The 14,274-nt window shown below is 68.5% G+C and carries 16 protein-coding genes; 12 read left to right on the top strand and 4 right to left on the bottom strand.

All coding sequences use genetic code 11. The annotated features are described in order from the left end of the window. Positions 1-53 precede the first annotated feature (53 nt). From ACLJO0_RS10130 to ACLJO0_RS10120, 3 genes are read left to right on the top strand one after another with little or no spacing between them, the layout of a single operon-like run. A complete protein-coding gene (locus ACLJO0_RS10130; protein WP_410577750.1) occupies positions 54-1,028 on the top strand; it encodes a hypothetical protein in 975 nt (324 codons plus the stop codon). Continuing rightward, positions 1,025-1,456, top strand: coding sequence for an ABA4-like family protein (locus ACLJO0_RS10125; protein ID WP_125796481.1), 432 nt, complete (start codon positions 1,025-1,027; stop codon positions 1,454-1,456). Before ACLJO0_RS10130 ends, ACLJO0_RS10125 begins: the two co-directional genes overlap by 4 nt. Continuing rightward, positions 1,449-2,234 carry a purine-nucleoside phosphorylase gene (locus ACLJO0_RS10120; RefSeq protein WP_125798284.1) on the top strand — a complete coding sequence of 262 codons (786 nt, stop codon included), beginning with the start codon at positions 1,449-1,451 and terminating at the stop codon, positions 2,232-2,234. Before ACLJO0_RS10125 ends, ACLJO0_RS10120 begins: the two co-directional genes overlap by 8 nt. 73 nt (positions 2,235-2,307) lie before the next feature. On the opposite strand, the gene ACLJO0_RS10115 is transcribed toward ACLJO0_RS10120, so the two are convergent. Next, positions 2,308-3,462 carry a glycosyltransferase gene (locus tag ACLJO0_RS10115; protein ID WP_410577748.1) on the bottom strand — a complete coding sequence of 385 codons (1,155 nt, stop codon included), beginning with the start codon at positions 3,460-3,462 and terminating at the stop codon, positions 2,308-2,310. 29 nt (positions 3,463-3,491) lie between these two features. Between ACLJO0_RS10115 and ACLJO0_RS10110 the strand changes: the two genes are divergently transcribed. The 8 genes from ACLJO0_RS10110 (at position 3,492) to hisS (ending at position 11,019) form a co-directional block, all read left to right on the top strand. Then, positions 3,492-5,129: a phospho-sugar mutase gene (locus ACLJO0_RS10110; RefSeq protein ID WP_410577746.1), complete on the top strand. Its 1,638-nt coding sequence runs from the start codon at positions 3,492-3,494 to the stop codon at positions 5,127-5,129. 2 nt (positions 5,130-5,131) lie between these two features. Then, complete coding sequence (locus ACLJO0_RS10105; RefSeq protein WP_410577744.1) at positions 5,132-5,584, top strand: flavodoxin family protein; 453 nt, start codon at positions 5,132-5,134, stop codon at positions 5,582-5,584. Positions 5,585-6,001: 417 nt separating this feature from the next. Then, positions 6,002-6,394, top strand: a complete 393-nt coding sequence (locus tag ACLJO0_RS10100) for a helix-turn-helix domain-containing protein (RefSeq protein WP_410577742.1) — start codon at positions 6,002-6,004, stop codon at positions 6,392-6,394. Beyond that, positions 6,391-6,912, top strand: coding sequence for a hypothetical protein (locus ACLJO0_RS10095; RefSeq protein ID WP_034304696.1), 522 nt, complete (start codon positions 6,391-6,393; stop codon positions 6,910-6,912). The genes ACLJO0_RS10100 and ACLJO0_RS10095 overlap by 4 nt, the downstream gene beginning before the upstream one ends. Next, positions 6,909-8,042 carry an MAB_1171c family putative transporter gene (locus ACLJO0_RS10090; protein WP_410578219.1) on the top strand — a complete coding sequence of 378 codons (1,134 nt, stop codon included), beginning with the start codon at positions 6,909-6,911 and terminating at the stop codon, positions 8,040-8,042. The genes ACLJO0_RS10095 and ACLJO0_RS10090 overlap by 4 nt, the downstream gene beginning before the upstream one ends. Beyond that, on the top strand, positions 8,039-9,223 hold the full coding sequence (locus ACLJO0_RS10085; RefSeq protein WP_410577740.1) for an amidohydrolase family protein: 1,185 nt from the start codon (positions 8,039-8,041) through the stop codon (positions 9,221-9,223). Before ACLJO0_RS10090 ends, ACLJO0_RS10085 begins: the two co-directional genes overlap by 4 nt. An 83-nt stretch (positions 9,224-9,306) precedes the next feature. Next, complete coding sequence (locus tag ACLJO0_RS10080) at positions 9,307-9,696, top strand: hypothetical protein (protein WP_410577738.1); 390 nt, start codon at positions 9,307-9,309, stop codon at positions 9,694-9,696. Between the two features lie 36 nt (positions 9,697-9,732). Next, positions 9,733-11,019 (top strand): histidine--tRNA ligase, encoded by a 1,287-nt coding sequence (gene hisS, locus ACLJO0_RS10075; protein WP_410577736.1) that lies wholly within the window; start codon positions 9,733-9,735, stop codon positions 11,017-11,019. A gap of 63 nt (positions 11,020-11,082) precedes the next feature. On the opposite strand, the gene ACLJO0_RS10070 is transcribed toward hisS, so the two are convergent. The 3 genes from ACLJO0_RS10070 to ACLJO0_RS10060 are packed head-to-tail and all read right to left on the bottom strand — an operon-like array spanning position 11,083 to position 13,494. Beyond that, the gene (locus tag ACLJO0_RS10070) at positions 11,083-12,084 is read right to left on the bottom strand and encodes an aldo/keto reductase (protein ID WP_410577734.1); all 1,002 of its coding nucleotides are present in this window, start codon (positions 12,082-12,084) and stop codon (positions 11,083-11,085) included. Positions 12,085-12,112: 28 nt separating this feature from the next. After that, positions 12,113-13,096: an aldo/keto reductase gene (locus tag ACLJO0_RS10065; protein ID WP_410577732.1), complete on the bottom strand. Its 984-nt coding sequence runs from the start codon at positions 13,094-13,096 to the stop codon at positions 12,113-12,115. Next, complete coding sequence (locus tag ACLJO0_RS10060; protein WP_125796472.1) at positions 13,093-13,494, bottom strand: MerR family transcriptional regulator; 402 nt, start codon at positions 13,492-13,494, stop codon at positions 13,093-13,095. Before ACLJO0_RS10060 ends, ACLJO0_RS10065 begins: the two co-directional genes overlap by 4 nt. 84 nt (positions 13,495-13,578) lie before the next feature. Here ACLJO0_RS10060 and ACLJO0_RS10055 point away from each other — a divergent pair, with 84 nt between their 5' ends. Continuing rightward, positions 13,579-14,172 (top strand): TetR/AcrR family transcriptional regulator, encoded by a 594-nt coding sequence (locus ACLJO0_RS10055; RefSeq protein ID WP_410577730.1) that lies wholly within the window; start codon positions 13,579-13,581, stop codon positions 14,170-14,172. Positions 14,173-14,274 lie beyond the last annotated feature (102 nt).

Genomic DNA, 14,274 nt, shown 5'->3' with positions numbered 1-14,274 from the left:
ATAGTTTAGCTTCCCATAACGGAGAGCTTGACTATCCATTCCTGGAGGGATCCATGACCATCTTGACCGATCTCCACGAGAGAACCCGCACCTGGCATCGGGGTTCCTATCGCCTGGCCCAGGCCTTCGCCGTGATCACCGTGCTGTGCGTGCTCGCCATGCTGATCGACCAGCGGACGCTGAACGGCGCGCCGCTCTGGGCGAAGCCGTTCAAATTCGCCGTCTCCGCCGTCCTCTACTTCTTCACTTGGAGTTGGCTCGTCTCGCTGCTGCCCAAGTTCCGGCGGACCGCGAACTGGCTGGCGAACACGCTCGTCGTGATCTTCGCGGCCGAGTACGCGCTGGTGATCTTCCAGGCCGTCCGCGTCCGGGCGAGCCACTTCAACAACACGACCCCACTGGACAACACGATCTTCCAGGTCATGGGCGGGATGATCGCCACGCTGTGGATGGTCAACCTCGTACTGACGATCGCCGTGCTGTTCACCCGGCTTCCCGACCGCCCGACGGCGTGGGCGGCCAGGATCGGCGCGATCCTCGGCGTGATCGGGCTCTCGCTGGCGACGCTGATGAGCGGTCCCACCCCGGACCAGCAGGCACTGCTCGACGCGACCGGCCAGTCCGCGATGATCGGCGCGCATACCGTCGGCCTCCCCGACGGCGGCCCCGGCCTGCCGATCCTCGGCTGGAGCACGGTCGGCGGCGACCTGCGGATCCCGCATTTCGTCGGCCTGCACGGACTCCAGGCACTTCCGCTGCTCGCGCTCGCCCTGGGCGTCCTGGCCGCGCGCTACCCGCGGCTTCGCGACGACGTCCTCAGGCTGCGGCTCGTGGTGATCGCCGGCGTCGGCTACGCGGGCCTTCTCGCGCTGCTGACCTGGCAGGCCGTGCGCGGCCAGTCGATCGTCTCCCCCGACTCCCAGACGCTGACCGCCTTCGCCCTGCTCGTGGCGGGCGTCGCCGTTAGCGGGCTAATCGCGATCGGGCGGCCGTCGAGGGACCGGGAGCTGGAGGACTCGCTGCGATGAGCGTCGAGACACTGTTCACTTGGACCTTCCCGCTGGCGACGCCGTTCTGGCTGCTGATGATCTTCCTGCCGGGCTGGTCGTGGACCCGCCGGATCATGTCCTCGCCGTGGACGCCGCTGCTGCCGCTGATCCCGTACTTCGTGCTCGCCCTCACGCATCTCGGCGAACTCTGGACGGCGGTCAGCAGACCGGATCTCGACGTGCTCAGCGCGTTCACCGGCACGCCGTACGGGGCGGCCACGATCTGGGCCCATCTGATCGCCTTCGACCTGTTCATCGCCCGCTGGATGTACCTCGAATCCCGCGAGCACCGGATCCATCCGCTGGTGACCGGCCCGATCCTGGCACTCACGATCTTCCTTTCCCCGTTCGGGCTGGTGGCGTTCCTGCTCGTGAGAACCGTCCGGATACGCTCGTCGCATGAGTGAGAACGAGGTCGCGGCGGCCGCCGCCATCGCCGAGCGCACCGGCGTCGAGAAGCACGACATCGCCGTCGTGCTCGGTTCGGGCTGGCGCCCGGCGGCGGACGTCATCGGGGAGCCCGAGGCGGAGATCCCGCTGGGCGAACTGCCCGGATTCGTCGCGCCGGGCGCGGTCGGGCACGGGGGAACCGTCCGGTCGGTCCGCGTCGGCGAGAAGCGAGCGCTGATCCTGCTGGGCCGCACGCATTTCTACGAGGGCAAGGGCATCGACCCGGTCGTGCACAACGTGCGCACCGCCGCGGCGGCGGGCGCCAGGACGGTGCTGCTGACCAACGCCGCCGGCGGCCTGCGCGAGGGTTTCCGTGTCGGACAGCCGGTGCTGATCTCCGACCACCTGAACCTGACCGCGCGTTCGCCGATCGTCGGCGCGAACTTCGTCGACCTGACGGACCTCTACTCGAAGCGGCTGCGCGACATCGCGCGCGAAATCGACGCTTCGCTGGAAGAAGGCGTCTACGCGGGGCTGACCGGACCGCATTTCGAGACTCCGGCGGAGATCCACATGCTGCGGACGCTCGGCGCCGACCTCGTCGGCATGTCGACGGTGCTGGAGGCCATCGCCGCCCGCGCCGCCGGGGTCGAGGTGTTCGGGCTTTCGCTGGTGACCAACCTGGCGGCCGGGATGACCGGGGAGCCGCTGAACCACGAAGAGGTCCTCGAAGCGGGCCGCCAGTCGGCCACCCGCATGGGCACCTTGCTCAGGGAACTCGTCGCCCGCGCCTGAGAAGTGTCGTGAAAGGGTCGTTCAGGACATCTTTTGTCCTGAACGACCCTTTCACGACATCCGGAGAAGAGTGTCAGCCGGCGAACTCGGGAAGCCGCTGCGCGACCTCCGCGGGCGAAGGCATCGCGGCGACCTCGTCGGCGAGTTTCCGCGCCGCGCCGAGGACCGTTTCGTCGGTGAGCAGCTTCCGTGCCTGCTCGAAAATGACGTCCTCGACGACGTCGGCGCCGGTCAGCCGCCTGCCCACCCCGGCCGTGACGACGGCTTCGGCGTTGGTGAACTGATCCGCCCCCTGCGGCAGCACCAGCTGGGGCAGCCCGGCACCGAACGCGCCCAGCGTCGTCCCACTGCCACCGTGGTGGACCACGAGGTCGACGTGCGGCAGGAGATCGACCTGCGGCACCCAGACCTCGACGCGGACATTGCCAGGGAGTTCGCCCAGTGCCGCCGGATCCACCGTCGGGCCCGCCGCGAGGATGACGTCCCCGTCGAGCCGCGCCAGACCGCCGATGGCCCGCTTCACCACGTCTTCGTCACCGAACGCCGTCCCGAGGGTGAGGTAGATCAGCGGACGGCTCTTGTCCCGGCCGACCACGCCCGCCGGGAGGTCTCCCGGTTCGGCCCAGCCGACGGGACGCAACGGGATCCTGTTCGCCTCCGCCACGAAATCGGGCTCCTGCACCGATTCTGGGCAGATGTCGACGACAGGATCGCCGAAGGACGGCAGGTACACGCCCTCGAAACCGACTTCCGCGGCGAATTCCGCGAGGCGGCCATGGATGGCGTCTGTGATCCCACCCGGCGAAAACCGGCCGAAACCATGCCCGATCGCGGGGACGCCGGCGAGCCGGGCGGCGATGGCGCCCCCGGCGTTGCCGCTTTCGTACACCACGAGATCCGGCCGGAACCGCTCCAGCAGCGGCGTGAGATCGGCGACGAACCGCCGCGGCAGTACATTCCCGAATACTTGCCCGATCACGGGGTAAAACGACTCGGGCGGCCCGTCGGAGGCGTTGGGCCGGACGCCGGGACCGAGCACCGAAGCCATCGCCTCGTGCATGCCGAGTCCGGCGCTTTCCACGGCCAAACCGGCCTTTTCGACCACCGTCAGCATGTCGTCACCGGTGGCGAAGACGACTTCGTGCCCGGCGTCGCGAGCGGCGGCGGCGAGCGGTAGCAGGGGATAGAGATGACCATGACTCACCAGAGAAGTGAAGATCAATCGCACCCTCTCCAACGTACCCGTAGGCTGACTCGGTGACGACTTCTTTGCCCTCGGGGCTGCGGGATCGGGCGTTCCGCTGGATCGCCGACGACCCGGACGACGATTCCCGTGTCGAGCTGCAGAACATCCTCGCGCGCGCGATGGGCGGCGAACCCGGTGCGACGGAGGAACTCGCGGACCGGATGGCCGGTCCGCTCGAATTCGGCACCGCCGGGCTGCGCGGACCGGTGCGCGCGGGCCCCAACGGGATGAACGTCGCGGTCGTCACGCGGACGACGGCCGGGGTCGCGGCCTGGCTGACCGCACAAGGACATCCGGGTGGGGTCGTGGTGGTCGGCCGCGACGCGCGGCACGGTTCGGAGGCCTTCGCCAACGCCGCGGCCGAGGTGCTGACGGCCGCCGGGTTCGCGGTGAAGGTGCTGCCCGGCCCGCTGCCGACGCCGGTGCTCGCGTTCGCCGTACTGGAACTCGGCGCGGTCGCGGGGATCCAGATCACCGCGTCGCACAATCCCCCCGCTGACAACGGTTACAAGCTTTACGACGCGTCGGGCGGCCAGATCGTGCCGCCGTCGGACGGTCAGATCGAGCGGGCCATCGAAGCCGCTCTCCCGGCGATCAGCGTGCCGCGCGAGCCGGGTGCCGAGGTGCTGGGCGACGAACTCCGCGACGCGTACCTCGCGAAGGTCGCGCTTCTGCCGCGCGGCCCGGAGCGCGAGGTCAAGGTCGCCGCGACGGCGTTGCACGGCGTCGGCGCGGACACCCTGCGCGCGGCCTTCGAGCGCGCCGGTTTCGGCGATCTCCACGTGGTTGCCGAGCAGGCCACGCCGGATCCCGACTTCCCGACGGTCGCCTTCCCGAATCCGGAAGAACCGGGCGCGACGGACCTTTTGCTGGCGCTGGCGTCCGAAGTGGACGCCGATCTGGCCGTCGCGCTCGACCCCGACGCCGACCGCTGCGCGCTGGGCGTGCGCGAGCGGGACGGTTCGTGGCGGATGCTGCGCGGCGACGAAACCGGTGTGCTGCTCGGCTGGCACGTTCTGTCCACAGTAGACAAAGAAGACCCCTTGGTCGCCACGACGATCGTGTCGTCGTCGATGCTCGGCGAGATCGCGAAGGAATTCGGAGCGCGCTACGCGGAGACGTTGACCGGGTTCAAATGGCTGGTCCGCGCGGGTGAAGGTCTCGTATTCGCCTACGAAGAGGCGCTCGGCCTCTGCGTGAACCCCGGTTTCGTACGCGACAAGGACGGCATCTCCGCCGCCGTGTTCGCCGCGGGACTGGCCGCTTCCCTGCGTGCGGCGGGCCGCGGACCGCTGGACGTCCTCGACGAACTGGCCGTGAAGCACGGCGTGCACGTGACGGATCAGGTCTCGCTGCGGGTCACCGACCTCTCGGTGCGGGAGCGGCTGATGGCCGGCCTGCGCGCCGCTCCCCCGGCGTCGCTGGGCGGCACCGACGTCACGATGGAGGATCTGCTGCCCGGCGCCGACGTCCTCCGCCTGACCGGCGAAGGCCTGCGCGTCGTCATCAGGCCGTCCGGAACCGAGCCGAAACTGAAGGCGTATCTCCAGGTGACGGAACCGGTCTCCGGCGATCTCGCCGAGGCACACACCGCGGCGGACGCGCGGCTGGCCGCGCTCCGGGCCGACATCGAGTCCCGGCTGGCCTGAGCATGCCGAGGTTGCTGATCGTCCACCACACGCCGTCGCCCTCGACGCAGGCGATGTTCGAGGCCGTGCTCTCCGGCGCGAACCATCCGGACATCGAGGGCGTCGACGTGGTCCGCCGCGCGGCGTTGGGCGCGACGGTGCCCGACGTCCTCAAGGCGGACGGATACCTGCTCGGCACCCCGGCGAATCTCGGTTACATGTCCGGCGCGCTGAAGCATTTCTTCGACACCGTCTATTACCCGTGCCTGGATTCCACGCGGGGACGGCCGTTCGGCTTCTTCGTGCACGGCAACAACGACACCTCGGGCACCGTGCGCGGAATCGAGAGCATCACCACCGGACTCGGCTGGGAGAGCGCGGCGTCTCCGGTGCTCGTCACCGGAGAACCGGGCAAAGCGGATTTGGAAGCCTGTTTCGAGCTGGGCGGCACCCTGGCCGCCACCCTCATGCCCTGACCCCTCCACGCAATTCGTCACCTACTTGCGACAGCGATCGGCGCAAGTAGGTGACTAGTCGCGATCGCAAGTAGGTGACGAATTGCCCTGGAAAAGTAAGGGGCCTGTTACCGGAAGCCCTGGGGGTCGACCTCCGGCAACAGGCCTAGGCCAAGGGTTCGCCGTGATGGCGATCAACCTTGGCTGCCTCAGCGTACTACATCCGGCACGATCTTGTGCACCCGCCCGGAAAAACGCCTCTCACTCCGGTGTCCGTGCACCCCCAGGGCACGGATTCCGGAGCAAGAGGCCGGGACACGGTACGAAACCGCTTGACAACTGTAAACCACTGCATACATAGGCTGTCAACAGCTGCGAACAGGTCGAATCGCGTTACACTCCCACTACGGAACGGGACCTTGGAACGGATGGGGGGTCATGTCGCCGTACCAGACCTTCGCCCAGAAACTGAGCGCGCTGATCGATTCGGCGCGCGCGAACGAAGGCGCCCCGCACAGCTATCGCGAGCTGTCCGCGGCGATCGATCGCGCCGGCGGGCCCACCATGTCGCCCGCGTACCTCCAGCAGCTCGCCACGGGCAAACGCGTCAATCCGAAGATCCACTACGTCGAAGCGCTGGCGAGACTGTTCGGGGTCCCGATCACCTACTTCTTCGAAGATCAGGAAGCGCAACCCATCGGAGAGGCGAAGCTCATGGCCATGCGCGCGCAGGAGCTCTCCCCGCAAGGCCGTCGTCAGGTCATGGACCTGCTGGAACTCGTCGAACGGTACGAACGTGCCGAACGCGACCAGCCGGGCGAAAGCCGATGAAGGAACGGGAACTCCGCAAACGCTGCCGCAAGATGCTGAACAAGCTCGACATCGAACCACCGCTCGACGTCGGCGTGCTCTGCGAGCGGCTCGGCGAGCAGCGGGGCAGGCCGATCCGGCTGATGCCGTATCCGCTGGAGGTGCCCGGCCCCTTCGGCTGCTGGATCGCCACCGGTTCGGCGGATTACATCTTCTTCCAGCAGGAGACCACGAAGTCCCATCAGGACCACATCATCCTGCACGAACTCGGCCATATGCTCGCCGATCACCATCCCGGCGGCGACGCCGAACCCGCCGATTTCCTGCGCGGCCCGGCCACCGGCCTGGACAGCGACGCGGTACACCGGGCTTTACGCCGCACCTCCTACGATGAGGCGCACGAATGGGAAGCCGAGACCGTGGCGACCATCATCCTCGAATGGGCGTCGGTCTTGAACTACACGATTCCCCGTCGCGCCGACGACGATGACGTCCGCCGTGTCCAAGGCGCGCTGGGCGACCATCAAGGGTGGCTGTGAACTCGCTGTTCTCCCCTCTCAACGTCGTGGCGATGGTGCTGTTCGCGACCGCGCTCGCCTGGCGGATCTACCAGACGTACCGGGCGCCCCGGCTGCTGCCGAACTGGGCGATCACGATCACCATCGTCTGCGTCGCCGGTTCCTTCCTCGCCCAGCAGAAGGTGATCTCCGGCTGGCTGGACGGACTGACCGGCAAAGGCACCGGACGCCTGGTCAACAACATCCTGCTCGCCATCGGGGTCTGCGCGCTGCTGATCGTGTTCCTCGGTTCCGCGCTGGGGCCGCGGCGGCCGGGGCGGGTGCTGTTCGAGCTGATCCCGCTGTCCGGCGCGATCGCGCTGATGCTGGTCGCGATGACCCTCACGCCACCGGAGGTGCGAGGGCTCGCGCTGAGCCCGAAGCTCGTGCACGTGCCCGGGGTCGCGCTGTTCTACCTTGGCGCCGGGATCTACCTGATCTACGGCCTCGCCGCCTGCGCCTGGTGGATCTTCCGGTACATCCGCACCGCGGACCGCCATCTGAAAACCGGGCTGAAACTCAGTGCGGCCGGGCTGATCTGCCTTTCGGTCGGCAGTGTCTTCCGCGCGCTGTACATCGTGATCGCGTGGGCGTTCGGGCCGTCGATCCCGCTCCTGCTCACCGTCGCCGTCCCGCTGGTGCTCCTCGGAATCGTGCTCTTCCTCGCCGGGATCACCTATCCGGGTGTCCGCGCGCGGTTCGCCGCGCTGCGACGCCGCCGCCAGCACCGGCGCCACCACGACGAGCTCACCCCGTTGTGGACCGTGCTGGCCGGGATCTACCCGAACATCGTGCTGCGGACCACGCCTCAGGGACGGTGGGAACAGTGGCGTCCGCGCACCGTCCATCGCCGGTACTACCGCCGCGTGATCGAGATCCGGGACGGGCTCGTCCAGCTGAGTCCCTATCTGGAAACCGATCTGACCGCGCTCGCCGCCGACGATCCTCGCGCGGCCGCGGCCGCGCTGAAGACGGCGATCGCCAGGCAGACCGCGGGCGAGGAGACCGACGGGCGGGCGAAACTCGTGCTGCCCGGCGGCGCCGCGGACATCGAATCCGACGTGCGGCCGCTGCTCGCCCTCTCCGCCGCCGTCTCCGGGAGCGAAGCATGACAGCGCAGTTGCTGGTGACGGCGAGCCGGATCCTGCCTCGCCCGAGCACGCCGCTCGAAGACGGCGCCGTTCTCGTCGAGGGCGACCGGATCCTCGCGGCGGGTCTTCGCGCCGAAGTCGCCCCGCGGGCGGCACCGGACGCCGAACGGCTCGACTTCCCCGGCGCGACGTTGCTGCCCGGGCTGTTCAACGCCCACGTGCACCTGGCGTTCGACGCCACCCGCGAGATGCTGCCGAACTTCCTGGCGAGCGAAGACGAAGCGCTGCGCGCAGGCGCCAAAGACCGCTTGGGACAGCTGCTGCGCAGCGGCGTCACGACGGTGCGGGACCTCGGGGATCGCGACGCGCTGGGCGCGCGAGTCCGCACGGAGCTCGAAGCCGAAGGCACCACCGCCCCGCGGCTGCTGACCGCGGGATCGCCGTTGACCGTCCTCAAAGGACACTGCCATTTCTTCGGCGGCGAGGTCACCGGCGACGACGCGATCCGGGCCATGATCGACGCCAACGCGGCCGCCGGCGCGGACGTGATCAAGGTGATGGCCAGCGGCGGCCAGATCACCGAAGGCGGCGCGGACATGTGGGAGTCGCAGTTCGACGTCCGGGCGCTGCGTGTGATCGTCGAGCACGCGGCGCGCCACGGACTTCCGGTCGCGGCGCACGCCCACGGCGCCGACGCGATCGAGGCGTCGGTCGAGGCGGGCGTCCGCACGATCGAGCACTGCACCTGGATGACCGGGCCGCAGCGGCAGGACAGGCGCGAAGACGTCGCCGAGCGGATGGCGGCCGAGGGCATCGCGGCGTGTTCGACGAGCAGCCGCAACTGGCGGATGCTGGCCGAGCGCATGGGCGAGGAGCTCGCGAAGACCGTCTACGGCCGGCTGTCCTGGCTGGAGGAGCTGGGCGTCCCGCTCCTGGCGGGGACGGACGCCGGGCTGCCCGGTTCGGTTTTCGACGACCCCGTCGGCGCTCTCGAACTCTATGAATGGCTCGGTTTCGGACGGCGCCGGATCCTCGAGATCGCGACCGAGGACAGCGCCGCCGGCCTCGGCCTCGGCGAAGTGACCGGGCGGCTCGCTACGGGCCTGAGCGCCGACGTCCTGGTGGTCGACGGCGATCCGCTCGCCGATCTTTCCGCGCTCCGGAACGTCCGCCTGGTCCTTTCGCGCGGCGCCCGGGCCTGACTCCCGAACGTGGGACGGCAAGTTTGGTGACAGTGTTTTAAAACGGTGTTATTGTTGCCTCCACCTCCAGCGAAAGGAAAGCCATGGAAGGCCCGATCAGACTGTTCACCGTCATCGCGCTCGTTTCCCTGCCGACGGTGATGTACGGCGGTTACGCGCTGATGGGTGTCCTGCGCGACAGGAAACTGACCGAACACCAGCGCGGAATGTTCCGCGCCGGCCACGCGCACGCCGGTGTCCTGCTGGTTCTCGCGCTGGTCGCGTTGCAGATCCTCGGGCAGACCGGTCTCCCATCCGCCGCGCTGTGGATCGTGTGCTTCCTGCTGCTGTTCGGTGTGCTCGCCCAGTCCGGCGGCTTCTTCCTGCACCTGGCACCGGGCAAGGGCAAGCTCGGCGGCCGGGTCACCAGCGTCGGAGCGGTCCTGCTCGGGGCGGCGATCCTGACCACCGCGTACGGCGTGGCCTTCCCCTGACAAAAGCGGTGGAAACGGCTCGTTAAGCTTGCTGACGTGCCTGAATACCTGCCGACAGCCCCCGCCAAGGGGACCCGCGACTTCCTGCCCGCCGAGATGTCCGTCCGGACGCAGGTGTTCGGTCATCTCTACGACGTGCTCGAACTGCGGGGCTTCCTCCGCTACGACGGGCCGATCCTCGAACCCGCCGAGATCTACGAGCGGAAGTCCGGGCAGGAGATCGCGGACCAGCAGCTGTACACGCTGACCACCAAGGGCGGCGAGCGGCTGGCGCTGCGCCCGGAGATGACGCCGTCGGTCGCCAGGATGATCGCGGGCAACGCGAAGTCGCTGCAGTTCCCGGTGCGCTGGTACAGCCACCCGAACTGTCACCGCTACGAGCGGCCGCAGCGTGGCCGGGTCCGCGAGCACTGGCAGATCAACGCGGACATCTTCGGTTCGGACAGCGCGAACTGCGAGATCGAGATCTTCGAGCTCGTCCACGACATGATGAGCGCGCTCGGAGCGACCCCGGACATGTTCGGAGTGCGGGCCAACGACCGGAACCTGCTCTCGTCCGCGCTCACCGACATCGTCGGCGTGACCGCGGAGCAGCTCCCGCAGGTGTTCACCCTGGTGGACCGCTGGGAGAAGTCGGACCGCACGAAGCTGAGCGACACCGCGGCCGAGATCGGGCTGACCGACAAGCAGTTCGAGAAGCTGACCGAGATCCTGTCGTCCGGCGCGGCTTTGCTCGACGAGCTGCCGGACCAGGTCAAGGAGAACTCGAACCTGGTCAAGGTGCTGAACAGCGGTGCCGCGGACCTGATCACGTTCGACCCGATGATCGTGCGCGGGCTCGCGTACTACACGTCGACCGTGTTCGAGGTCTTCGACACCTCGCCGGAGAACCGTCGCGCCCTCTTCGGCGGCGGCCGGTACAGCGACCTGGCTTCGTTGTTCACGTCGCAGCAGATCCCCGGGATCGGCTTCGGCATGGGTGACGTCACGCTGATCGACTTCCTCGACACCCACGGCCTCACCCCGAAGCCGCGCAGTGAGGTCGATGTCGTGGTGATCCCAGTGGTCGAGGAGCTCACGGACGCCTCGCGCGAGGTCGCGGGGCGGTTGCGGAAGGCCGGTCTGCGTACGTCCACGCCCGTCGAACTCCGCAAACTGGGCAAGGAACTCACCCGGGCCGACAAGGCCGGGGCCCGGGCCGTGGTGATCGTCGGCCAGGAGGACTGGGACGCCGGGAACGTGACCGTCCGCGGACTCGCGACCCGCGAACAGCAGACCGTGGCCGTCGACGACGTGGTCGCGGCGGTCACGTCTTTAGTCTGACAGAGCCCTGCGCTGACAACGCAAAGCCGGCGCCCCTTCGACGGGGCGCCGGCTTTGTCGTGTTCAGCGTGACAGCAGGCGCATGGCCGCTTCGGGGTAGCGTTCCCCCGCGACCGCGTCGGCCGGGACCGCCTCCTCGATCGCCGCCACGTCCTCGGCGGTCAGCTTCAGCGCAACGGACCCGACGTTCTCCTCCAGGTACTTGCGCCGCTTGGTGCCCGGGATCGGCACGACGTCCTCGCCCTGGGCCTGCACCCAGGCCAGCGCCAGCTGCCCGGCGGTGACGCCCTTCTGCTCGGCCAGCGCGCGCAGCGCCTCGACCATCGCCAGATTCCGCTCCAGGTTGCCTTCGGCGAAGCGCGGCTGCGTCGTCTGCCGGAAGTCACCGTCCGCGAAGTCCTCTTTGGACTTGAAGCGGCCGGTGAGGAAACCGCGGCCCAGCGGGGAATACGGCACCAGCCCGATGCCCAGCTCACGACAGACCGGGACGACCTCGTTCTCGATGTCGCGCGACCACAGCGACCACTCGGTCTGCACGGCCGCCACCGGATGCACGGCGTGCGCCCGCCGGATCGTCTCCGGACCGGCCTCGGACAACCCGATGTGCCGGATCTTGCCCTGTTCGACCAGCGACGACAGCGCGCCCGCGGTCTCCTCGATCGGCACTTCCGGGTCGACGCGGTGCTGGTAGTAGAGGTCGATGTGATCGACGTTCAACCGGCGAAGCGACGCCTCGACCTGTTGGCGCACATAGAATTCGTCGCCCCGGATCCCGCGCTTCGAGGGATCCGCCTCGTCACGCACGATGCCGAACTTGGTCGCCAGCACGACCTGGTCCCGCTTGCCCGCCAGCGCGCGGCCGACCAGCTCCTCGTTGCGGCCGTAGCCGTACATGTCGGCGGTGTCGATCAGGGTGACGCCCAGTTCGATCGCGCGGTGGATCGTCGCGATCGATTCGGCGTCGTCACCTTGGCCGTAGAACTCGCTCATGCCCATGCAGCCGAGCCCCTGCGCGCCGACTTCCAGCGTGCCGAGCCTGCGGGTGGGCAGGGTGGAACCCGTCATGATCTTCTCTTTCGCGTTCGTGGGAGCTTTACTTACCGGCGGCGCGGGCGAGCCGCTCGGGATAACGCTCACCGGCGATCGCCTCGGCGGGCGCGGCCTTTTCGATGGCCTCGATGTCCACTTCGGACAGTTCCAGCTCCGCCGCGGCGGCGTTCTCTTCGAGATACTTGCGACGTTTGGTGCCCGGGATCGGCACGACGTCGTCACCCTGGGCCTGCACCCAGGCCAGCGCGAGCTGTCCGGCGGTGACGCCCTTCTGCTCGGCCAGCGCGCGCAACGCCTCGACGATCGCCATGTTGCGCTCGAAGTTGCCCTCGGCGAACCGGGGCAGCCGGCGGCGCATGTCGTCCGCCGGAAGGTCCTTCACCGACGTCACGCTGCCGGTGAGGAAACCGCGGCCCAGCGGCGAGAACGGCACGACGCCGATACCCAGCTCGCGAACGGTCGAGAGGATCTCGCCTTCGATACCGCGAGTCCACAGGGACCATTCGCTCTGCAGGGCCGTCACCGGGTGGACGGCGTGGGCGCGGCGGATGGTCTCGGCACCGGCCTCGGAGATCCCGGCGTAGCGGATCTTCCCCTCCTGGACCAGCTCCGCGAGCGCGCCCCAGGTCTCCTCGATCGGCGTGTTCGCGTCGACCCGGTGCTGGTAGAAGAGGTCGATGTGGTCGATGTTCAGCCGTCGAAGCGACTCTTCGCAGCTCTGCCTGACGTACGCCGCGTCGCCGCGAGCGGACATCCCGCCGTCCTTGTCCCAGACGATGCCGAACTTGGTCGCCAGCACGACCTGGTCCCGCTTGCCCGCGATCGCGCGGCCGACCAGCTCCTCGTTCGCTCCGTCGCCGTAGACGTTCGCGGTGTCGAGCAATGTCACGCCCAGTTCGAGGGCGCGGTGGACAGTGGCGATCGACTCCGTGTCGTCGTCGTGGACGCCGTAGGCCGCACTCATCCCCATGCAGCCGAGCCCCTGCGCCCCGACCTCCAGGCCGCCGAGCCTCCTGGTACTGATCACGCTGAAATTCCCTCCACAGTGGCTGCGGTGCCGAGCACCGCGCGCTCCACCTGGTCGTAGTGGTCGATCTTGTAGTCGAGGATGTCGAGGCAGGTCTGCAACTCGGCGATCCGGTCGGCGACCGATTTGCGCTGGTCGACGAGGATCGCCTTGCGCCGACCCGCGCTGGCCGCCCCGTGGTGGCGCAGGGAGGCGTACTCCCGCATCCGCTTGATGGGCATGCCGGTCAGGCGCAGCTTGGTCAGGAACCCCAGCCACCCGAGGTCGTCGTCGGTGTAGGCGCGGCGCCCCGCGGCGTCCCGCGCCGGGGGCTCGACGAGTTTGATGCGCTCGTAGTACCGGAGAGTGTCGATGGACAGTCCGCTACGTCGCGCGGCTTCCGCTATCGAGTAGCTCATGCGAACGACACTACGACCTGGAGTGCGCTCCAGGTCAACTCCGAATACGAGCGATTGATAACAGCGTTGCGTTACCCTGGGCGCATGCCCCGCCCCAGGACGCACGACGAGAATCTCCGGCTGAAACTACTGGACCGCGCCGGCGAGCTCATCTCGTCCGACGGCCCGAAGGCACTCAGCCTCCGCAAACTCGCCGCCGACGTCGGCACGTCCACCACCGCGGTCTATTCACTCTTCGGCGGGAAAACCGACCTCGTCGGCGCCCTCTTCGCCGAGGGCTTCCGACGCTTCGGCCGTCGGATGTCCCGGGTCACCCTGAGCGGCGATCCGATCGAGGACCTCGTCCGGCTCGGCGTCGCGTACCGGGAAAGCGCGCTGGCCGACCCGCACCTCTACGCGATCATGTTCACGAAGTCGGTGCCGGGTTTCGAGCCGGTGGAAGAGACCTCCGAGCAGGCTCGCGCCACGATGGCGCCGCTGGAGGAGACGATCCGCAAGGCCATCGCCGACGGCGTCTTCCTCGACCTGCCGCCCGAAGTCGTCACCGTGGCGTGCTGGGGATTCGTGCACGGGCTGGTGTCGCTGGAGCTGAACGGGAACCTGCCGGAGAAGTTCACCGTGAGCACCGCTTATGAGACCGCGCTGCGGGCGAACGCCTCCGGCTGGCTGCGCCGGTGACTCGCGTTTAGCCCGCTAAACGCGCTCTGCCGCCGGACCGGAACCCTGCTGCGGGATGCCGTGAGGGCCTCCTTGCCTACCTTCAGGGTAGGGAAGGAGGCC

It is taken from the genome of Amycolatopsis sp. lyj-108, assembly GCF_046549005.1.
Classification (GTDB): domain Bacteria; phylum Actinomycetota; class Actinomycetes; order Mycobacteriales; family Pseudonocardiaceae; genus Amycolatopsis.
Note: the sequence above shows the minus strand (reverse complement) of the source record. Positions and strands in the feature narration are given on the sequence as shown.